Source organism: Granulicella sibirica, from assembly GCF_004115155.1.
GTDB lineage: Bacteria > Acidobacteriota > Terriglobia > Terriglobales > Acidobacteriaceae > Edaphobacter > Edaphobacter sibiricus.
Window position 1 is genome coordinate 552,946 of sequence record NZ_RDSM01000001.1, and the last position, 20,464, is coordinate 573,409.

A 20,464-nucleotide genomic window follows, 5' to 3' on the forward strand; every position below is an offset into this window, starting at 1 on the left:
CGATCTGATGTTCCAGAGCATCGGGGCTCAGGGCTTGCTAGACGCGAATGATTGCGGCTGATGCTGGGGCCAACAGCCAGCCAGTGATCTGTAGAGGCTGACGGCATCGGCCGCGCTTCCGAGGTGACTAGTTGGCTACGGCGCCGGTCGTCGTGGCCGTAGCCACAAAGCCGAGCCGAGATATATAGTCTGGTGCTTTCATTAAGTTGACTCCTGATTGTTGAGACAGATTAAGTGTGTTCAACGATGTCAGATCGTGGCTGCACCTCGCCCCTTTGTCCTTCTTGGCCCGTGGGCTGCGAAAAGTGAAACCTCCAACTGGGCCCGGCTGCTACAAGCCCGCGTCGAACGCTTAAGTTGTGCTGCGACTAACGATCTTCTCGGCGGAAGTTTCACGCTTTGCCCTTAGAAAGGTAGTGCAGGATAGGCTCAACGAGGCCTTTCGTCAGGGCTTTGGTTCACTCTGAGCATGCGGCGGGTTCAGAATAATCGGAGTGCCCTTCTCGCCGAAGAACACCGCAAGGAAGCGCATCTCGCCCGAACCCGTGTTGATGCCACGATGCCACTTCGTCCGCGCTTGCATGAACGCTTGGCCGGTTTTGAAGACGAGGTGTTTTCCATCCGCGAACTCTACGGTCAGTTCCCCCTGAAGAATGTACAGATAACCGGGAACCGGGTGTGTCATCCAATCCGTCTTTCCCCCCCGAGGTAACGCTACGATGACGGAAATCACTTCAGGAGTCGGTGTCGAAAGATAAGTAATGGGCTCGCCGGCGTCCGTCGTTGTGTCCCTGGACACAGGAGTAATGGTGGTCTGTACGGCCTGGGGCGGTGGCAGGCTGGGTGTTTGCATCTGAAACATATTTGCTCCTTCGGATCAACGATGGTTTCTGGTGCAGCTCACTTTAGATTCTTATCATACTCCAAATGGATCGAACTCATCTCGAAGCCAACGAGCGTCAAACTCACCGATGCCGGACAGGTATTCATTCGAGGCTGCAGGGATGCGCATGCCATCTCGAAAGAGCGATTCGACTTGCTAAATCAGCGCAAGATGAGGTGCACCCAGTCGTCACGATCGGTCACGGCCCTTACGCGGATCCTTCACTTCTGGCCTCTGTATGGGCGATCCATCTACCGCTTTATCCCAATCTCAGGCTACGGATTGAAAGTATGTTCGCGTCGGGTGTTCGCTAGGAAATCGCATCCTGGCATTTGCGATCGGCTCATGGAACAGGCGCGCGTGACTGCCGTTTCCCCAATCGAGTTGCATCACTACGTCAGCCCACAAGAGACGGTCCAGCTCATTTCAGAAACTTCGGTGTGGCGTTTGCGGCAAAGGGCATCGCTGAGCAGTTGAGCAGCCACGACATTGGGGTCAGACCGCTCTCCCATGCAGCCCTTCAGGTCACTTCCTAGCTTGTTCTGCGCTCTGACCAGGCGTCTCGGCTCATAAACGAATTTGGACGTGCTCTGATACGCAAAGCGGTTCCTATGCCGAAGCTCGACGCGGGCTCGGGTCAACTGCTTCCGGGCCTCTAGGCTGCATTCCGCGTGACGTCCGAACTCGATTCACGCCGAACAGCCGACGTTTCTTTCTGATCAGGAATTCCTCACAGGAATACCTCCAATACGAGAAGGGATTGGACTCAGAACCCCTCGACAGTCAATCCTCTTTCGCACAGCGATATCTAGGACGACACCCCGCTGCAGGAGAGGACATGCCACTAATTGGACCCGCCCCCGAGCCAATGCCAAACGACGGGTCCGAGCTGCCAAGCGGCATGCTGACACTCGTTCCCCCCAATCGCCGTAAAGGCCCCCAGCGGGCTCTGACGCCTAATCCTGCGATGGCGGACCCTCTCTTGACGGTCGAGGACGTAGGACGGCGCCTCAACGTGAATAAGGACTGGGTTTGGATCACTGCGGGAGAAAGACTCCCAAGCTTCCGGTCAATCGGATGGGAGACGGGGCGCTGCGCTTCCGCGCGAGCGCTATTGAGGACTTCATCAACGAGCGTGAGCGCTCCTCGGCAACGCGGGCTCGCAGAGGGTGAATTAAGCATTTGCTACCAAATGCTACCAATCACCGATCCGTACAGCCTGTAAGTTGTTGATTACATGGTGGGCACAGCAGGATTCGAACCTACGACTTCCACCGTGTGAAGGTGGCACTCTACCGCTGAGTTATGCGCCCAATCATTGTGGGTTCCTAAATAAAAGTTCGCTACAGAGCGAATCCTCAAAACTCAGGACCGACCGCTCCGGCCAACATTTTTATGATAGCACCCACGTGCACGCGCGGCTGTCCTCCGGCGCGGACAAATCGCCCGCGGAGACATTGCTTTCTGCTTCTCCCCTTCCTAAGTAGAATCATTCGAGTACGATGCCTTTCCCTCCTCACATTCCGGCGCCTCCCCAGCCAGACCGCGAATCGGTCCCACCCGCATCTCCGCTCCCTCCTCAGGATCAAGCCACGGATGGAATCGGTGACCAGCAGCGTGCTTTACCGGAAACCGCCCTGGAAACGGAGAATCCCGCGCAACCTGGGGACGAAGGCCGGGTTACTAAGGATATGGCTACCCTCGCGGTCCATTCCGGTCTCTTCGAAAACGTTCCCGACGCGCCCATGCAGCACACGCCGGGTGATTTTGCGACGATGGAAGACTCCGCCATCATGCTCGAGCTTAGCGCGGGCAACATGGCCGGATTCGATTACCTGATCCGCAAGTACCGAAAGCCGATCATCAATTTCATGTACCGGATGACGCACAACCAGGCCGTCGCCGAGGAACTGGCGCAGGAGGTCTTCCTCCGTGTCTACCGGTCCCGCGAGACCTACCGCGCCGAGGCCCGGTTCAGCACCTGGCTCTACCGCATCGCGACCAACCTGGGCGTCAACCACGCACGCGACAACCGCCACGAGCGCACCGCGTCGACTGTTTACCTCGACGAACCAGATTCCGAGACGGGGAGCACCCCGGACGTCGCCGACACAACACCAAGCGCGGAGGCGAATCTCCTGCGGGATGAGCGCATGAGCGCCATTCGCGAGTTCGTCATGGGCCTGCCGGAGCGCCAGCGCATGGCTGTCCTGATGCACAAGTACGAGGGAATGGACTATCGCCAGATCGGCGACGTCCTTAAACTCTCTGAATCAGCTACCAAGTCACTCCTTTTCCGCGCATATCAGACTTTGCGCGACAAACTGAAAGGCTTTGTCTAACCGACATGTTGCTCTCGCCTACGCCGGTTGATCTGGATAGCCCGACAGAAGCAAGGATAGAAGGACACAGACGACAGGCGCGCACCACTCCCCACGACGCGCCGACAGAAAGGAAACATCATGAACTGCAAGACGTTTCAAACTGAACTACCGGAGCTGATCCTGAATCCCGCCGCCGCGTCGAACGTGGCCGCGCGGGCTCACATGCTCACCTGTGCGCCTTGCGAGAACGAGTACATCTCACTGGTCGAAACCATGTCCATGATGGATGCCTGGGAGGCTCCCGAGCCATCCCCCTACTTCGACCAGAAGCTAGGCGTCCTGCTGCGCGAGGAGCAGAACGCCCCTCGTCTTGGCTTCTTCGCCCGCCTGCGTGACCATGTGCTGTTCAACACCGGCCGCCAGTTTCGGCCTGCGGTTGCCGGTGCGCTCGCCCTCGTGCTGATGCTTGGAGGGGGAGGATACGCCGGTTTCCAGAACCTCAACAACCATCCGGCCGCTCCGCAAGTGTCGGCTACCGTGCAGGATCTTCAGATTCTCGACAATAATCAGCAGGTGATCCAGCAAATGGACCAGCTGCTCCAGGACGAGGATTCGGGCGACGATGCGAATGCGCCGAGCTGATGGGCGACTCCTGGAAACGTTTTACGGATACAGCGTCTGTCTGCTCAAATTCCTGCCTGAGAGGTGCGGGTAGCGTTTACACTCGCCGTGGGGCGGCTTCCAAGGCCTTCTGAATGCATTCAAGGTCCACCCTCGCACGAACGTTTCGAAGATTGCCACCATGCGATTCCCTCTCCCAACTCGCTCGAATCAGGTAGATGCTGCGGACGCCGGGTCAGCCCCGAGCGTTTTCCTTCCTGCGAGCGTGGCGAGAACCCTGCTTCGGAGAAGCGTCACCGCTCTTATCCTGTGTGGATTGTATTTTTCGGTATCGACGACCCTCCCCGGTCAGCAGCGCGGAGGTTTTCGACCGCCTCCTCCACAGGCACATCAGGCCAGCCGGCCGCAGGCGAACGGCGGCGGAACCGGTCAGGCGCCACGGAATCAGGAGCATCTCTCCGAGTGGATGAACCGCCACAGGGATCTCCCCGTCCAGCAGCAGCAGCGCGCGCTGGAGAGCGAACCCGGCTTCCGCGAACTCCCGCAACAAACCCAGCAGCGCATGCGCGACCACCTAGCCCAGCTCAACAACATGCGGCCTGACCAGCGCAACCGAATCCTCGAGCAGAACGAGCGGATCGAGCGTCTTTCCGTGCCTCAACGGCAGCAGGTGCGTGGCGCCATGACGCAACTTGGCGGCCTTCCCGAAGACCGCCGGCGCGCCGTCGCGCGTGCCTTTCGCGATCTGCGCTCCATGCCGGACAATCAGCGCCAGCAGTACCTCAACTCTCCGGCCTACCGCAGCCAGTTCAGCGATCAGGAGCGCGGGACGATCAACAACCTGATGTCGGTCGAGCCTTACCTCCCCGGCCGGCCCTAGTAGGCTGCCGCCGAGAGTTCCTGAGGTTGACCCCGGCCCGGCAAAGTCCTAACCTGCTAATAGCAATGAAGCAGATACACCAAGCTCGCTGTTGTCGCGGCCTCTCCCCCCAGGCCCACGCAGACGCGCGTCTCGCCAGCTAGCTCCGCGAATCGCGCCCGAGCAGTCCTTCATCTAAATCCCAGAATCGAGTTGTGTCATGAAGCTTTTTGCAAGCCTTCTCCTGCTTTCCGTAACTTCGCTCGCCCAAACCTCTCCTCGCCCCATCACCGGCGATTGGGAAGGTACCGCTACCTCGCACGGCCAGCAGGTTCCCGTTCACCTTCGTCTCTCAGGTTCGCCCAGCGCTTTGACTGCGGCCCTCGTCAACGGGCCCGAGAGTTCGCCGGCCTCGAGCGCGACGTTCTCGGGTGATCATCTCCTTGTCACGTTCAACTACTATGCGAAGACGCTCGACGCCACCCTTTCCCCCGACGGCAAGCTCACCGGAAGCTTCGGCACGGCAAGCACACGCTATCCGTTGACCCTTGCCGCAGGTCACGCGAGTGCCGGCAAGAGCAGCGTCCCGCCCGACATCCACGGCGACTGGGAGGTGCTCGTCAAGAGTTCCAAGGGTGAAGCCGCCTGGCAACTCATCGTCGCGCAGGATCACCGCAACGTGAAAGCCGTCATCCAGCGCATCGACGGCGACACTGGCAGCCTATTCGGCACATGGAACTCCGATCCCTCCGCGCCGAATACCTATCGCATCTCCCACTTCACTGCCGCCGGCCCCGCGCTGTACAGCCTCGCTCCGCAGCCCGACGGGACGCTCCTCGTATCTAACCTCCTGCGTGCCGATCAGAAGACCGACACCCAGCAAGACCTGCCAGCGCGCCGCCCCGCCGACGCGCGCGCAGCCAATCTGAAAGCGCCGACCGATCCCACCCAGCAAACGACCATGAAGGATCCCAACGCACGCTTCGCCTTCAGCGCTCCGGACCTCAATGGCAAGACCGTCTCAAACACTGATCCGCAGTTCGATGGCAAGGTCGTCATCGTGTCCATTGGAGGCTCCTGGTGCCCCAACTGCCACGACGAAGCTCCGTTCCTCGAGAGCCTCTATAAGCAGTTCCACAGCCGCGGGCTTGAGATCGTAAACCTCTCTTTTGAAGAGGAGGACCAGCTCAAGGATCCCACCCGCCTCCGCGCCTTCATCGCTCGCTACCACCTCGACTACACCGTTCTTCTTGCCGGGACCACCGACCAACTCAACGAGAAGATCACGCAGGCTGACAACCTGAACTGCTGGCCCACGAGCTTCATCATCGGTCGCGATGGACGCGTCCGGCAGATCCACGCAGGCTTCGCAGGCCCCGCCAATCCAGCCGCTCACGAAGTCTTGGTGAAGGAACTGACCGCGTTCATCGGCGAGTTGGTCGAGCAACCGGTTCCGGCGCAGTCGGCTATGCTGACCCACACGGACGATCAGTAACGTTCGTGGCGTAGACGCGGACCTTGGTCGTCGATCACCGTTCATGGTTCTTCCGCGCCGTCCGCGCAGTAAGGCAGTTGGGTGGGGTCTTCGGTGAGTTGGGAGCGGATGGGGTTCTGGTGGATGTAGGCGAGGCGGGTCTGGTAGTCGGCCTGGTCGCGGATGCGGTGGTCGGGGAAGCTGCGTTGCCAGACGGGGAGGTTGGAGGCGAGGCGACGGGAGAAGCCTCCCTTGATGAGGCCCATGGCTCGTTCGAGGGTGATGGCTTGTGGGGTGAGGAGGAGGTGGACGTGGTCGGGCATGACGACGAAGGCGTGGAGTTTGTAGTGGCCTTCGTGGCGGTAAGTGCTGGAGGGTGGCTAGGAAGAGGTCGGCGTTGGTGGGGATTTGGAAGAGGCGGCGGCGGTTGTAGGTTGCGGTGGTGATGAAGGAGGTGCCGGGTTGGACGGTGCGGGCGCGGATCGCCATGGATGCGATTGTAGGGTGGGTTGGTGGGTGGGGATTGTGCTTCGGGAGTTATTTGTTGGGTTTTTCGGGTGGGGGTGGGTGGAGTGGGAATTTGGGGCTTGTGGCTGGTTGGAGTAAAGCGTACTTCAGGGGCTAAAGCCCTCGGTGCTTTTATGGCGTTTGCGGCACGGTTGAAGCCGTGCCCTTAAGCAAGGCAAGCTGGAGCGGTATCGCCACCGTCAGATTACATCCCCTATGGATGAACACGGCACGGACTCAAAAGCGGGCGTTTCCCGTCATCGCTCCCCCCTGAGAAAACATTCCTGAAATATCGGCGCTCTTTTGTCCGTTGGAGCAGTTATAGGAGATCAGAGGCTTCTCGAGAGCTCCTCTGTTCTGATTAATGAAGGAACTCATGAATTTGGGAAGCTCGGCCTTATCAAGGCTCCTTGCATTGAGAAAACCCGACATAACGGTTGTCAAATCGGGGCCATACTCATTTGGTAAGGGTTTGAATTCCGCGTCCTCACCTCCAAAGTATTTCCAAATAGTGAGCTTTGTTTCCTTGAAGTAGTTTACTGGCCCGCTCAGAACAGAAAAGTTAGCATTTGTCATCGGAGAATATTGCGCGGGCAGCAACGGGGCAAGTTGTGCCTGAGAGATACCATCTAACGGAACTGCTATGGTAAAAGCCGCTTCGCGAAACTTAGTACCGACGAGGAGCGCCTTGTTAAACTCATCTCTCATATTTCCGCCGTACACGCCATTTCTGTAAATCAGAGTAAACACTGTTCTCCCGCCGAAATCGGCATACGATAGATCTGAGCAAGCGAAGATCGTTCCCCAAGATGAAGCCAGCTCTCCACTATTCGCAGCAGCGCTAATACTCCACGGCTCGAAAACCGAGTCAGCTGTGAACTTAGCTCTTACGAGCTTGGCGCCGATGAAATCGGCAAGAATAAGGTCCGCGTTGTGGAAGGAGGCCAGTTCTAGATCAGCAGCGGTGAAAACCGCTCTTCGTAAGATCGCATTTTCAAAGCTGACCCCGACGAGTCTTGCCGGCCGCTCACGAGAGGAGAACGAACAGTTTGGGCAATAGATCTTCGATAGGTCTTCGATGCTCGCTCCAGCCCGAACCAGAGCGGCAATCATCCGTGAGCTGATCTCCAATGGCGAAATCTCTTCTGGTGGCGGGTTACCAATCAAGACTTCCGTAAACTTTTCGTCAACTAGTCGCTTCTTCGCGTCCGTCTGTTGCTTAATAAATGCATTTGTCGCGCGTATGTATACCGCACGATTTCGATCCCTGGCGGCAGTGAGGCCTTCATTCAGCACAGCCGCATCTAGATTTAGATTAGATATCGAATCAAAGAGATTTTCTATTGCACTTCTCACCGTTGGATCGGGTTCAATCACGCCAGCATTTACTAAATAATTCAGTGCGCTGATCTGACGGCTCCGATCGGGACTTTGAAGGAAGGGTCTAAGGCCGGCTAGTCCCGTGAGACGTTCAGCGATCTGTTGGCTACCAAGTCGGGTGACTGAGCGTTCAAATCTTTCATCATCACGCGAAATACGGGTTTGTCTTTGCTGAGACAAACCAAGGAGTAGGGTGCCGATTATCCCCAAACTGGTGAGAAACGTCCCGACGGCTTTGACGACCTCAAACTTGTTACCGCTTACGACATCTGACTTCAGCTTAGCGATCTCAAGTTCCAACTTCTGTGTTTCCAAGGAGTGGTTGGGGTCAGTGATCGCGTCTTTAGGAGGGACCACCATTCCGAGCGAAGCGCCGCCAGCTCCTTCTGAAGCAGGTTTCGAACCTTTGATCTTACCCGGTGGCCTTGCCATTGATTTATCCGCTTTCTGGACCTCAGAGGAAGCTTTCTGGACTTCAAAGGAAGCGAACTGATGCTGCGAAAAGAAGCAAAGACAAGCTGCTATTAGAAGTACGGCGGGTAAAGTTCTCATCTCCGAACCTACTGATAAGAATTGAATGACGACGAGAAAGACAACAGCCCCGAGTGTAGGGGCTGCTATCTATCAAGTTGCTAAAAGTTCGGGGCCTAAACCTAGCTGCAGCCGCTTGTGCTTCCGCATTCGTTGCAGCGGTAGCAGGATCCGGATCTTGTCATGATGGCTCCGCAGGTGGCGCAGCTTGGGCTGTCGCCCATGTCGTAGAGATCCTTCATGGCGTTGGCGGTGTGGAAGATGCCCCGGTCTTCGGGGGTGCGGTAGTCGGCTTCGGTCGATTGCAGGCCTTCGCGGGCCTGGAGGTCGGGGGCTATGCCGCCCTTCGGGGCCGTGCGGTCGGAGTACTCTTCCGGGGAATAGGTAGGATAGCTTGCGGTGGACGCGGGTGCTTCGGCCGCGCTGGCGTGGAGGCTGATGGTGTTGGATGGGGCGTTGATGGTGCCCTGGACGGGGATGCTGGTGGGGGGCTTGAGGCCGGCGAAGAGATCCATCTGGGTTCCGGAGAGGAAGCGGAGCTGGATCCAGCGGAAGATGTAATCCATCACCGACTTGGCGTAGCCGATTTCGGGGTTACCGGTCCAGCCGCTGGGCTCGAAGCGGGTGTGGGCGAACTTCTCGCAGAGGACCTTGAGCGGGACGCCGTGCTGGAGGGAGAGCGAGATGGCGGTCGCGAAGGAGTCCATGAGGCCGGAGATGGTGGAACCCTCCTTGGCCATGCGGATGAAGATCTCGCCGGGGGTGCCGTTGGGGTAGAGGCCGACGGTGAGGTATCCCTCGTGGCCGGAGAGCGCGAACTTGTGGGTGACGGAGGCGCGCTCGGCGGGGAGGCGGTGGCGGACGGCGCGTGGCGGCTCTTTGGCCGATGCGGTCTCGGAGTTCTGGGTGATGGAGTGGATGAGCTGGGAGAGCTGCTTCTCGAGCGAGACGATGCGGGTGTTGGCCTCGTCGAGGGCAGCGGCGGTCTGCTTGTGGATGACGATCTCTTCGGACGTCGGGGTGGCGGTGTTCTGCTTCTCGGCGGCGACGACTTCGGCGATCTGCATGGTGCCGGCGGCGGCGGGCGGGACATTTCCGCCGACCTTGGTCCCCTTCTTGTTGTCGTCGGTCTGGGCGGAAACGTTGAGGGGCTGGGTTCCCTTGGAGCCGTCGCGGTAGATGGCTACGGCCTTGACGCCGAGACGCCAGGATTCCATGTAGGCGTCGGCGACATCCTGGACGGAGCAGTCGTTCGGAAGGTTGACGGTCTTGGAGATGGCTCCGGAGAGGAAGGGCTGGGCGGCGGCCATCATCTTGATGTGGCCCATGTACTGGATGGAGCGGGTTCCCTTGGCGGGCTTGAAGGAGCAGTCGAAGACGGGGAGGTGCTCGTTTTTGATGCCGGGCGCGCCTTCGATAGTGCCGGTAGCGTCGATGTAGCTGACGATGGCGTTGACGTCGGACTCGGAGTAGCCGAGCTTGATGAGGGCGGACGGGACCGTCGAGTTGACGATCTTGATCATGCCGCCGCCGACGAGCTTCTTGTACTTGACGAGGGCGAGGTCGGGCTCGACGCCGGTGGTGTCGCAGTCCATCATGAAGCCGATGGTTCCGGTGGGGGCGAGGACGGTGACCTGGGAGTTGCGGTAGCCGTGCTTTTCACCGTGGGCGAGGGCTCCGTCCCAGGCATGCTTGGCGGCTCCGATGAGGTCGGAGAGCTGGGGTGCGGTGAAGGGCTCTTTCGAGGTCTTCGACGCGCCGATCTTGTTGACCTCGGAGCGGTGCATGCGGATGACGTCGAGGAAGGGCTCACGGTTGACGTAGAAGCCGGGGCAGGCGCCTCCGGTGATTTCGGCGCGCTGGGTGGTGGGGGTGGCGGCTCCGAGGGGGGCACAGGTCTCGGCGATGCGCGAGGACTGCCAGTAGGCGTCGCCGCAGAGGATGGCGGTGAGAGTTCCGGCGAAGTCGCGTCCGGCGTCGGAGTCGTAGGGGAGGCCGAAGGCCATGAGGAGAGCGCCGAGATTGGCGTAGCCGAGGCCGAGCGGGCGGTAGTCGTGGGAGTTTTTCGCGATCATCTCGGTGGGGTAGCCAGCCGAGTCGACGATGATCTCCATGGCGGTGGTGACGACGGCGATGGCGTGGCGGTAGGCGGGGATGTCGAACTGGCCGCCGGGGGTGAGGAACTTCAGGAGGTTGAAGGACGCAAGGTTGCAGGCGGAGTCATCGAGGAACATGTACTCGGAGCAGGGGTTCGAGGCGTTGATGCGGGCGGTGTTCTTGCTGGTGTGCCAGCGGTTGATAGTGGTGTCGTACTGCATGCCGGGGTCGCCGCACTGCCAGGTGGCTTCGGCGATCTTGTGCATGAGGTCGCGGGCCTTGTACTCCTTGACGACTTCCTTGCCCTTGACGGTGCGGGTAGCGAAGGTGGAGTCCTTCTCGACGGCCTGCATGAACTCGTCGGTGACCCGGACAGAGTTGTTGGCGTTCTGGAAGAAGATGCTGGAGTAGGCCTCGGAGTCGGGACCGGAGCCGTCGTAGCCGGCCTGGACGAGATGCCACGCCTTCTCTTCTTCCTTGACCTTGCACTCGATGAAGTCTTCGATGTCCGGGTGGTCGATGTTGAGGACGACCATCTTGGCGGCGCGGCGGGTCTTGCCGCCGGACTTGATGACGCCGGCGAAGGCATCGAAGCCGCGCATGAAGGAGAGCGGGCCGGAGGCGGTTCCGCCGCCGGAGAGGGTCTCCATCGAGCCACGGATCGAGGAGAGGTTCGAACCGGCTCCGGAGCCCCACTTGAAGAGCATGCCCTCGGTCTTGGCGAGGGTGAGGATGCTATCGAGGGAGTCCTGGACAGAGTTGATGAAGCAGGCCGAGCACTGGGGCTTGGAGTAGCCGGTGACGGAGAACTCGATGGCGCAGGAGTGGGGGTTCCAGTGCCAGTTCTGGGCGTCGGAGTTGGGCTCGAGGCGGTCGCAGCCTACGTTGAACCAGACGGGGGAGTTGAAGGCGACCTTCTGGTTGAGGAGAAGGTGGGCGAGTTCGGCGTAGAAGATCTCGGCGTCTTCGGGGGTCTTGAAGAAGCCGTCACGGATGCCCCAGTCGCGGATGGACTCGGCGACGCGGGTGATGAGGGCGCGGACGCCGGACTCGCGTTCCTGGGAGCCGTTGAGGCCGTGGAGGTACTTGGAGGCGACGATGTTGGTCGCGGTCATGGACCAGTCGGCGGGGACTTCGACGGCCTTCTGCTCGAAGATGAGCTTGCCCTTCCAGTCCTGGATGACGGCGTCACGCTTTTCCCAGGTGACCTGGTCGTAGGGGGAGACGCCGGGGGTTGTGAAGTGGCGGGTGAAGGCGAGGCCGGGGGCCGATTTGGACTTCTTCGTCTCAGGCTTGATAGCTGCGGGGGCGGCGGTGAGGTTTTGGATCGGGGCCATGAGGGTGGATCTCTCTTTCCTGGTACGGGGGTCGGCTACGGATGTCTGGTGCTAAGGTCTGGGCTGCGGGGTCAGGGATCGGCCCGGTGAAATGCCCCAAAGTTGCTGCTCCGGCGTCTGCCAGGCGTGGGGAGTTGCGCCTGGCCCGGTGGGCGGCTGGGTGAAAGTAAAAGGTCCTCGATTGGCAGGCCGGGGTTTCTCCGCATGCCTTGTAAACGTGACGTTACTGCCCCTAATGGGGGATGTCAACAGGTTTAAGTCTACATCTTGTGTTGTCGTTGCAGATACGGTAGAACGCGGGTTTTCCTTATGCTTGCGGGGAAATTCCCTGGAAATGTTCTGTGGAACGTGCTTTTGGGTGCGTCCCCGTTCGAGGAATAGACACGCTTCGCGGCGCATGTTTGAGGCTAGGCTTGCGGGCGGGAGAGCGCAAGGGGTTGGGGGTGTGGGAATGTGGGTATCCGAGCCGAGTTGCGCACTGCGTGTATCACGTGTCATAGTACGGCCATGATTCCCTTCCGGGTTCAGTTTCGGGCTGGTGCTTCGATCTTCGAGCAGACCGTGTACGCGGCGCGGAAGGCGATGATCTCGGGACAACTGAAGCCAGGGGATCCGTTTCCTTCGGTACGGGCGCTGTCGCGGGAGCTGAAGATCAACCCGAATACGGCGCACAAGATCGTGTCGCAACTGGTGACGGAGGGGTTGCTGGAGACGCGACCGGGGATCGGGAACGTGGTGGCGGTGATGCCGGATTCGACGCGGCGGGAGCGGGCTCGTCTGCTGGATGAAGAGATTGAGGTGCTTGTGGTGGGAGCGAAGAAGCTGGGGATTTCGCTGGGCGAGGTGGTGGAGGCGGTGGAAGGGCATTGGGAGAGGTTGAAGGTGAAGGAGTGATGGGCGGGGCGACGGAACACAGGGGTCCTTCACTGCGTTCAGGATGACGTCGAGGACAGGCAACGGCAGGGGCGAGGACTGCGGACGTTTACGTTCCCACCCTCACCGAGGTGAAGCTGTCGGTGAGGATGGGGTGCCCGGACGGTTTTGGCGGTAACGGCAAAGGAGGGGTGATGGCTGGATTTGCGATTGAGACCGTCGGGTTGGCGAAGGGGTACGGGCGGACGCAGGCTTTGCAGCCTACTTCCCTTTCGGTGCCGATGGGTGCGGTGTTTGCGCTGGTGGGGCATAACGGCGCGGGGAAGACGACGCTCATCAAGCTGCTGATGAATATTCTTCAACCTTCGGCGGGGTCGGCGACGGTGCTGGGGGAAAATTCGACAGGGCTTACCGGGGAGGCGTTCACGCGGATCGGGTATGTGTCGGAGAACCAGGAGCTGCCGGAGTGGATGACGGTGCGGCAATACCTCGATTATCTGCAACCGTTTTATCCGGAGTGGGACGATGCGGACCTGGTCCGGGTGCTGGATTTGCCGCTCGACCGGAAGCTGAAGCATCTTTCGCGGGGGATGCTGATGAAGGCGGCGCTGGCGAGCGTGCTTGCGTTCCGGCCCTCGCTGATCGTGCTGGATGAGCCGTTCTCGGGGTTGGATCCGCTGGTGCGGGACGAGTTGATCGAGGCGCTGCTGGAGGAAGTCGAGGTGGATACGGCGGCGGAGCGGACAGCGCCGACGACGATCCTGATCTCTTCGCATGACCTGGCGGAGATCGAGTCCTTCGCGACACATGTTGGGTATCTGCACCAAGGGAAACTTGTGTTCGCGGAAGAGATGGCTACGCTGATCGCGCGATTCCGCGAGGTTACGGTGACGCTTGGGGATGGGGCGGCTTCTGACGCGGCGGCTCCGGCTTCGTGGGTTCTGCTGGAGACGGCTCCGTCGGTGGCGCGCTTTGTCCATAGCCAGGCCGATACGGAGCCGGTGGAGGAGCAGATCGCGGCGGTTTTCCCGCAGGCGGTTGGGGTGGAGATGGAGCCAATGACGCTGCGGACGATCTTCCTGGCGCTGGCACGGTCTGGGCGCGGGCCGGTGGATATGGCGGCTCTCGAAGAGCGGCGGAACAAGCGGACGCAGAAAACAGACAAGAGCGACAAGGCAGACAGGAGCCGCGCATGACCGCACCCGCACAGATTCTGCACATCCTGAAGAAGGATGCGTGGCACCTTTATCCGGAGATCGCGAACCATCTGGCGATGCTGATCGCGTTCGGCTGGGTGATGCCGAAGACCTGGACGGGAGGTCCAGGGAGCATGGATCAGACCACGCAGTTGATTGGGATGGCGCTGCATGTGCTCCTGCCGACGGCATGGGTGATTCTCGTGTCTCGGTTGGTGCATGACGAGTCGCTGGTGGGGGACCGGCAGTTCTGGCTGACGCGACCGTATAGGTGGGAGACGCTGCTGGGGGCGAAGGTGCTGTTCCTTGCGGTGTTTGTATGGCTGCCGCTCTTGGTGATGCAGATGTACCTGCTGCACCATGCGGGGCTTGCAGTGGTTGCCGGAATTCCGGGTCTGCTGAAGAGCCTGGGCTTGACGGTGGGGATCGTGTTTCTTCCGCTGATGGCGAACGCGGCAGTGACCTCCGGATTTGGGAAGATGGCTCTGACGCTTCTGGGGAGCTTTCTTTACTTGCTGCTACTCGGGACGGGTACGGCGCAGTTGAGCGCGTTCCAGGAAACGCCGCCGTACGTTTCAAAGTTTGTCGCCGGACTGGCGGCTGTCTTGATCAGCGGAATTATTGCATTCCAGTACAGGAGACGGCGCACGGTGGAGTCGAGATGGATGCTGGCGGGAACCGCTCTCATGGCGTGTGTGCTCGTGCTCCTGGGGCCGGCAGGGTTGTTGTTCCGGCACGCTTATCCCGAGATAACGGCCGCGGCAGATGTCCATCCGCAGATGAGCTTCAATATGGATCCTGCGCATGGACAGCCGGGTGTGGGTGCGCCGTTCCTGATGCGGGGAAATGTGTTTCTTCTTCTGCCGGTGACGGTATCCGGAGTTCCTGCGGAGATGGAGCTGGAGGGCAAGGCGATCCAGATGCGGCTGGAGGGAGCAGATGGTTTTCGCTGGGATTCGACGTGGCAGATCTTTCCAGGGATGGTCGAGAACGGCCCTGCCTATTTCGGCGTGGTGATGCCGCATTCGGCGTTCGCGAAGGTTGGTGTGGCTCCGATGACGGTGACGCTGACGATGGCTGTGTCAGAGTTACGGAAGGGGATGCCGGAGGCGGTGGTTTCAAGAATGGATGGATACCGCACGCCGGGCGGTGGGGTGTGCTCGTTCTTGCCGGAGCAGTTTATGCTGCCGGTCTGCCGGTATCCTATGCCGGGGCCGGAGCTGACGCTGATCTCTGCTCCAGTGATACAGACACCGTGTGGGCTCGATTCGCCAGCGACGACAGAGCAGACAGGGACCCCGGGGTTGGCGGCGCTTGCGGGTGTGCAGCATCTGCCGATCGTGCTGGACCCGGTTTTGCCGATGGGACTTAGGTTTCAGACGAGAGGTGCAGGGCCGAACCAGGCTCCGAGGGTGAATGCGCTTTGTCCGGGGACGACGGTGACGTTTGCGCCCTTCGGGCGGGTAAGTGACTTTCGGATGGAGTTGTCGCAGGTCGGGGTGAAGTTGGGAGACTATGTGAGGCATGGACGGGTAGGGCCGGTGGAGTAGCGGCGCATCCCCGGGGGTAGAGGCCGTTCGTGGCGGGTCTTTAGGCACTGCTGAAGCTGTGCCCTTGAGCAGGGTGGGTTCGCAGGCGCGGGGACGGGGTTGGATGCGAGGTACAACCGTGGGGGCGGGTTGGGACTCTAACGACAGAACCCGTAATTTCAGGTGAGCGCGACGGCTTAGGCCGGGGGCTCGACCTGACGCACTTTTGCGATCCGCCTGGGCAGGGAGACCTGTCCCCCAAAACGGAAGCGAGCTCGATGACCCGTGTCCCTTTTTCTACCTACAGGCTGCAGCTCCACAAGGGCTTCACCTTCGATGATGCTGCTGCTATCGCGGAATATCTGAGCGCGCTCGGGATCTCTCATGCTTACTGCTCGCCATACCTGCAGGCTGCTCCGGGGAGTATGCATGGGTACGATGTTGTCGATCATCGTCATGTGAATGAAGAACTTGGCGGCGCCGCTGGGCATACGCGGCTGTGCAAGGCGCTGGGCGACAACGGCCTGGGGCAGGTACTGGACATCGTGCCAAACCACATGTCGCTTGGGCAGGAGAACCACCTTTGGTGGGATGTCATCGAGAACGGGTCGACGAGTCGTTACGCCTCATTCTTTGATATCGACTGGAATCCGCAGGAAGAACGGCTTCGGGATAAGGTGCTGGTGCCGATCCTGGGGGACCAGTATGGCGTGGTGTTGAGCGCAGGGGAAATTCGGGTGACGCGGCGGGGGAACTGCTTTTTTGTGGAGTGCGCGGGCCAGAGGCTGCCGGTGGCTCCGAATTCCCTGCCAGCGTTCCTGACGAAGGCGGCGGAGTACGCGAAGTCGGACGAGTTGAACTTTATCTCGGCCTCTTATGGGCGGCTTCCGGTGCCTGCATTCGCGGATCGCCGGAGGATTCTGGACCGGAACCGGGACAAGGTCGTGCTGAACGATCTGCTGAAGAGGCTGTGCGCGGAGCAGCCGGGGGTGTGCGAGGGTATTGACCGGTCGATGAACGAGCTGAACCAGAATCTGGATGGGCTCGACGATTTCTTGAACCAGCAGAACTACCGGCTGGCGTACTGGAAGACGGCGGATCAGCAGTTGGGGTACCGGCGGTTCTTCGATGTGAATACGCTGATCGGGCTGCGGGTGGAGCTCGACTATGTGTTCGACGAGACACATGAGCTGCTGGTGAAGTGGTTGCGGCAAGGAGTGCTGGACGGGATCCGGGTGGATCATCCGGATGGGCTAAGGGACCCGCTGGAGTATTTCAAGAGACTGCGGAACGCGGCTCCGAACGCCTGGATTATCGGGGAGAAGATTCTTGAGCCGGGTGAATTTCTGCGGGAGAACTGGCCCATTCAAGGGACCAGCGGGTACGACTTCCTGAACGTGGCGGCGGGCGTGCTGCTCGATCCGGTGGGGATGGCGAAGCTGAACGACATCTATGCCCGCTTTACGGGTGAGCCGACGGACTTTCCTACCATCGCTCATGATAAGAAGATTGCCGTGACGCAGGAGGCGCTGGGATCGGATGTGAATCGACTGACAAGCCTCTTTGTGGATGTGTGTGAACAGAATCGGGATCATCGAGACTCAACACGGACGGAGATACGGCGGGCGCTCCGTGAGGTGGCGTCGTGCTTCTCGGTTTATCGAACGTATGTCGTGCCAGAGCGCGGCGAGATGACGGACGAGGACTGTGAAGTCGTGGAACTGGCCGTCAAGTGTGCGAAGGACAACAAGCCGGAGATCGGCGGAGGGCTGTTCGACTTCATCGGCGATGTGCTGACGCTGAAGGTAACGGGGAAGCTGGAGAGCGAGTTTGTACTGCGGTTTCAGCAGTTCACGAGCCCGGTGATGGCGAAGGGTGTTGAAGATACGGCGTTCTATTGTTACAACCGGCTGACTGGGATGTGCGAGGTTGGTGGAGATCCGGGGCGCAATGGTTACAGCGTCGCGGAGTTTCATGCGTACTCTGAGAAGATGCAGGCGACGCATCCGGCGACGATGGTGACACTTTCGACGCATGATACGAAGCGGGCCGACGATGTGCGGGCGCGGCTGGCCGTTCTGTCGGAGATTCCGGAGGAGTTCGGAGCCACAGTCGAGCGGTGGACGATTGCGAATGACAAGTACAAGACAAATGGGCTACCGGATCGGAACTCGGAGTACTTCTTCTACCAAACGCTGATTGGGGCGTGGCCTCTGTCGCTGGAACGGGCGAAGCAGTACATGCAAAAGGCGATGCGGGAGGCGAAGCAGAAGACCTCATGGGTGGCGAACAACCAGGAGTTCGAGGACGCGCTCAACAAATTCATGGAGAGCGTGCTGGACGACATGGTGTTTATGCGGGCGATGGAGAGCTTCGTCACAGGGATCAACCGGGCGGGACGGATGAACTCGCTGACGCAGACGCTGCTGAAGTACACGTCGCCTGGGGTTCCGGACCTGTATCAGGGATCGGAGATCTGGGATCACAGCCTCGTGGATCCGGATAACCGGAGACCGGTGGATTATGACCTGAGGCGGAAGCTGTTGAAGGAGATTCCCTTGCTCACGCCAAGGGAGATCATGGACCGGATGGAGGATGGGCTGCCGAAGATGGCGCTAATCCGGGGTGCGCTGCACCTGCGACGTGAGAAGCCGGAGTGGTTTGGACCGGAAGCGGAATATGTCGCGCTGACGGCGACCGGGCCGAAGGCAGATCATGCGATTGCGTATCGGCGTGGCGGGAGGGTGGTGACGGTGGCTCCGAGGTTGACGGTGAGTCTTGGGAACTGGGATGGGACGACCGTAACGCTGCCGAAGGGCGATTGGCGGAACCGGGTTACAGGGGAGATTCTTGCCGGGGGTGAGGTTCCGATCGAGCAGCTCCTGCATCAGTTTCCTGTAGCTTTACTTACTTTGGAGGGCCTGGACGTGGCAGGCGGACAGGAGCAGAAGAAGCATGCATGAGTTCAAAGTGTGGGCACCCAAGCCGAAGAAGATCGCGGTAAAGATGGCCGATCAGACGGTGGAGATGGTTGGACCGGACGCGAAAGGGTGGTGGAAGGCGAAGGTGCAGATGGCGGGTAACGGGACCGACTACGGGTTCCTGCTCGACGACGACACGACGCCGTACCCGGATCCGCGGAGCCTGTGGCAGCCGCATGGGGTGCATGGGACCTCGCGAGTCTATGACCAGCATGCCTTTGCGTGGAAGGATAGGGACTGGTACGGGCCCCCATTCGGGGGCGCAATTTTGTACGAGTTGCATATCGGGACGTTTACCGAGGGCGGGACGTTCGATGCGGCGATTGAAAGGCTCGGATACCTGAGGGACCTCGGGGTGACGCACATCGAGATCATGCCGGTGAACTCGTTTCCCGGGGCGCAGGGTTGGGGCTACGACGGGGTTGCGCTATACGCGGTGCAGGATAATTATGGCGGGCCGGATGGGCTGAAGCGGTTTGTCGACGCGGCACATGCGACGGGGTTGGCGGTGATCCTGGACGTGGTCTACAACCACTTTGGGCCTACGGGGAATTACACCGGGAAGTTTGGCCCATACGTGACGGATCGGCACCGGACGCCATGGGGCGACGCGGTCAATTTCGAAGAGGCGGGCAGCGACGAGGTGCGGCGCTTCTTCTGCGATAACGCTCTGATGTGGATGCGGGATTACCACATCGACGGTCTGCGGCTGGATGCAATTCACGAGTTCATGGACCGGTCGGCGGTGCACTTCCTGGAACAGCTTTCGGCAGAGGTCGAGACGCTTGGGGCGACACTGCAGCGGAAGCTGATCCTGATCGCGGAAAGCGATTTGAACGATCCGAAGATCGTGAAGCCGATCGAGGCTGGCGGCTTCGGAATCGATGCGCAATGGAGCGATGACTTTCACCATGCGCTGTTCACGCTGATGCATATGGAGCCGGAGGGTGCCGGGTACTACAGCGACTTCGGATCGTTCGAGAAGCTGGTGAAGGCGCTTACGCGGATCTTCGTATTCGATGGCGGGTACTCACGGTATCGGAACCGTTCCCACGGGCGACCAGTGGACGGGCTTTCGGCGCATCACTTCATCAGCTTTATTCAGAATCACGATCAGATTGGGAACCGTGCGAAGGGCGAACGGCTTGAGCATCTCGTCGGAATGAAGCGGGCGAAGATGGCGGCGGGGCTTTTACTGACGGCTCCATTTATCCCGATGCTGTTCCAGGGGGAAGAGTTTGCGGCTTCGACACCGTATCTCTACTTTGCCGATCATGAAGACGAGGTGATGGCGAAGGCGGTCTCCGAAGGGCGCAAGAAGGAGTTCGCAGCGTTCGGGTTCGCCAATGAGGAGATCGCGGATCCGGAGAAGGTGGAGACGTTCCAGAGGTCGAAGCTGGACTGGAGCGAGGTGCATGAGGGCAAGCACGCGGAGATGCTGGAGTGGTTCTGCGCGCTGATCAAGCTGCGGAGGCATTCTCAGTCTCTGAACGATGGTGACAAGAACCATGTCGAAATCCGGTACAGCGAGGAGAAGCGCTGGCTGGAGATGCGACGCGGGCTGATCGCGGTGATCTGCAACCTGGGGAACGAGCCGGCAACGTTTGGCGCGATGGAAGACGCGCGCGTGGTGCTGAGCACGATCGAGGGCCTTTGTACGGTGGATGGGAAGGTAGAAGTCGCTGCCGATGGATTCGCCATCCTCTCGGCTGAGTACGAGTCGATCGACTAGGGCGGAAGGCCTAAGCGCCTGAATTTCAAGATTGGGACGGGTGGTTTTCCGTCCGAATTTTGCTTGGGCGAGAAACTTTTAGGTGTCTGGTTCGTATCACTTGCAGGCTCGGCAGAGTATGACCGCCGCGAGTTGCCTGC

The 20,464-nt window shown here is 60.0% G+C and carries 13 protein-coding genes and 1 tRNA gene; 9 read left to right on the forward strand and 5 right to left on the reverse strand.

Features of this window, described 5'->3' with window-relative positions; all coding sequences use genetic code 11:
- Window positions 1-445: 445 nt before the first annotated feature.
- Both GRAN_RS02310 and GRAN_RS02315 read right to left on the reverse strand, forming a co-directional pair.
- Window positions 446-862: a cupin domain-containing protein gene (locus tag GRAN_RS02310; protein WP_128911399.1), complete on the reverse strand. Its 417-nt coding sequence runs from the start codon at window positions 860-862 to the stop codon at window positions 446-448.
- A gap of 1,259 nt (window positions 863-2,121) precedes the next feature.
- Window positions 2,122-2,196 (reverse strand) — tRNA-Val (locus GRAN_RS02315).
- A 378-nt stretch (window positions 2,197-2,574) separates the two neighbouring features.
- On the opposite strand from GRAN_RS02315, the gene GRAN_RS02320 reads away from it, so the two are divergent.
- From GRAN_RS02320 to GRAN_RS02335, 4 genes are all read left to right on the forward strand, one after another.
- Window positions 2,575-3,225 (forward strand): RNA polymerase sigma factor, encoded by a 651-nt coding sequence (locus GRAN_RS02320; protein ID WP_128911400.1) that lies wholly within the window; start codon window positions 2,575-2,577, stop codon window positions 3,223-3,225.
- Between the two features lie 120 nt (window positions 3,226-3,345).
- Window positions 3,346-3,849 (forward strand): hypothetical protein, encoded by a 504-nt coding sequence (locus GRAN_RS02325; protein WP_128911401.1) that lies wholly within the window; start codon window positions 3,346-3,348, stop codon window positions 3,847-3,849.
- Between the two features lie 445 nt (window positions 3,850-4,294).
- Complete coding sequence (locus tag GRAN_RS25360; RefSeq protein WP_161570808.1) at window positions 4,295-4,708, forward strand: DUF3106 domain-containing protein; 414 nt, start codon at window positions 4,295-4,297, stop codon at window positions 4,706-4,708.
- A 199-nt stretch (window positions 4,709-4,907) separates the two neighbouring features.
- On the forward strand, window positions 4,908-6,182 hold the full coding sequence (locus GRAN_RS02335; protein WP_128911403.1) for a peroxiredoxin family protein: 1,275 nt from the start codon (window positions 4,908-4,910) through the stop codon (window positions 6,180-6,182).
- A 41-nt stretch (window positions 6,183-6,223) separates the two neighbouring features.
- On the opposite strand, the gene GRAN_RS02340 is transcribed toward GRAN_RS02335, so the two are convergent.
- The 3 genes from GRAN_RS02340 to GRAN_RS02350 all read right to left on the reverse strand — a co-directional run bounded on the left by GRAN_RS02340 (window position 6,224) and on the right by GRAN_RS02350 (window position 12,013).
- Entirely contained in the window at window positions 6,224-6,484 is a 261-nt protein-coding gene (locus GRAN_RS02340) for a transposase (RefSeq protein ID WP_128911404.1), read from the reverse strand.
- 421 nt (window positions 6,485-6,905) lie between these two features.
- Complete coding sequence (locus GRAN_RS02345; protein WP_128911405.1) at window positions 6,906-8,600, reverse strand: pentapeptide repeat-containing protein; 1,695 nt, start codon at window positions 8,598-8,600, stop codon at window positions 6,906-6,908.
- A 101-nt stretch (window positions 8,601-8,701) separates the two neighbouring features.
- Window positions 8,702-12,013, reverse strand: a complete 3,312-nt coding sequence (locus tag GRAN_RS02350; RefSeq protein ID WP_128911406.1) for a vitamin B12-dependent ribonucleotide reductase — start codon at window positions 12,011-12,013, stop codon at window positions 8,702-8,704.
- Window positions 12,014-12,484: 471 nt separating this feature from the next.
- On the opposite strand from GRAN_RS02350, the gene GRAN_RS02355 reads away from it, so the two are divergent.
- From GRAN_RS02355 to treZ, 5 genes are all read left to right on the forward strand, one after another.
- Window positions 12,485-12,907 (forward strand): GntR family transcriptional regulator, encoded by a 423-nt coding sequence (locus GRAN_RS02355; protein WP_241654288.1) that lies wholly within the window; start codon window positions 12,485-12,487, stop codon window positions 12,905-12,907.
- Window positions 12,908-13,080: 173 nt separating this feature from the next.
- Window positions 13,081-14,082, forward strand: a complete 1,002-nt coding sequence (locus GRAN_RS02360) for an ABC transporter ATP-binding protein (protein WP_128911407.1) — start codon at window positions 13,081-13,083, stop codon at window positions 14,080-14,082.
- Window positions 14,079-15,632, forward strand: a complete 1,554-nt coding sequence (locus GRAN_RS02365; RefSeq protein ID WP_128911408.1) for a hypothetical protein — start codon at window positions 14,079-14,081, stop codon at window positions 15,630-15,632. Before GRAN_RS02360 ends, GRAN_RS02365 begins: the two co-directional genes overlap by 4 nt.
- A 257-nt stretch (window positions 15,633-15,889) precedes the next feature.
- On the forward strand, window positions 15,890-18,574 hold the full coding sequence (treY, locus tag GRAN_RS02370) for a malto-oligosyltrehalose synthase (RefSeq protein WP_128911409.1): 2,685 nt from the start codon (window positions 15,890-15,892) through the stop codon (window positions 18,572-18,574).
- Window positions 18,567-20,324, forward strand: coding sequence for a malto-oligosyltrehalose trehalohydrolase (gene treZ, locus GRAN_RS02375; protein ID WP_128911410.1), 1,758 nt, complete (start codon window positions 18,567-18,569; stop codon window positions 20,322-20,324). The genes treY and treZ overlap by 8 nt, the downstream gene beginning before the upstream one ends.
- Window positions 20,325-20,464: the final 140 nt, after the last annotated feature.

Bases quoted from the DNA above. Each gene is read 5' to 3' on its own strand.
- GRAN_RS02360 (WP_128911407.1), top strand. From the start codon at position 13,081: ATGGCTGGATTTGCGATTGAGACCGTCGGGTTGGCGAAGGGGTACGGG.
- treY (WP_128911409.1), top strand. From the start codon at position 15,890: ATGACCCGTGTCCCTTTTTCTACCTACAGGCTGCAGCTCCACAAGGGC.
- GRAN_RS02345 (WP_128911405.1), bottom strand. From the start codon at position 8,600: ATGAGAACTTTACCCGCCGTACTTCTAATAGCAGCTTGTCTTTGCTTC.
- GRAN_RS02320 (WP_128911400.1), top strand. From the start codon at position 2,575: ATGGCTACCCTCGCGGTCCATTCCGGTCTCTTCGAAAACGTTCCCGAC.
- GRAN_RS02350 (WP_128911406.1), bottom strand. From the start codon at position 12,013: ATGGCCCCGATCCAAAACCTCACCGCCGCCCCCGCAGCTATCAAGCCT.
- GRAN_RS02340 (WP_128911404.1), bottom strand. From the start codon at position 6,484: ATGCCCGACCACGTCCACCTCCTCCTCACCCCACAAGCCATCACCCTC.
- GRAN_RS02325 (WP_128911401.1), top strand. From the start codon at position 3,346: ATGAACTGCAAGACGTTTCAAACTGAACTACCGGAGCTGATCCTGAAT.
- GRAN_RS02365 (WP_128911408.1), top strand. From the start codon at position 14,079: ATGACCGCACCCGCACAGATTCTGCACATCCTGAAGAAGGATGCGTGG.
- GRAN_RS25360 (WP_161570808.1), top strand. From the start codon at position 4,295: ATGAACCGCCACAGGGATCTCCCCGTCCAGCAGCAGCAGCGCGCGCTG.
- GRAN_RS02335 (WP_128911403.1), top strand. From the start codon at position 4,908: ATGAAGCTTTTTGCAAGCCTTCTCCTGCTTTCCGTAACTTCGCTCGCC.
- GRAN_RS02310 (WP_128911399.1), bottom strand. From the start codon at position 862: ATGTTTCAGATGCAAACACCCAGCCTGCCACCGCCCCAGGCCGTACAG.
- treZ (WP_128911410.1), top strand. From the start codon at position 18,567: ATGCATGAGTTCAAAGTGTGGGCACCCAAGCCGAAGAAGATCGCGGTA.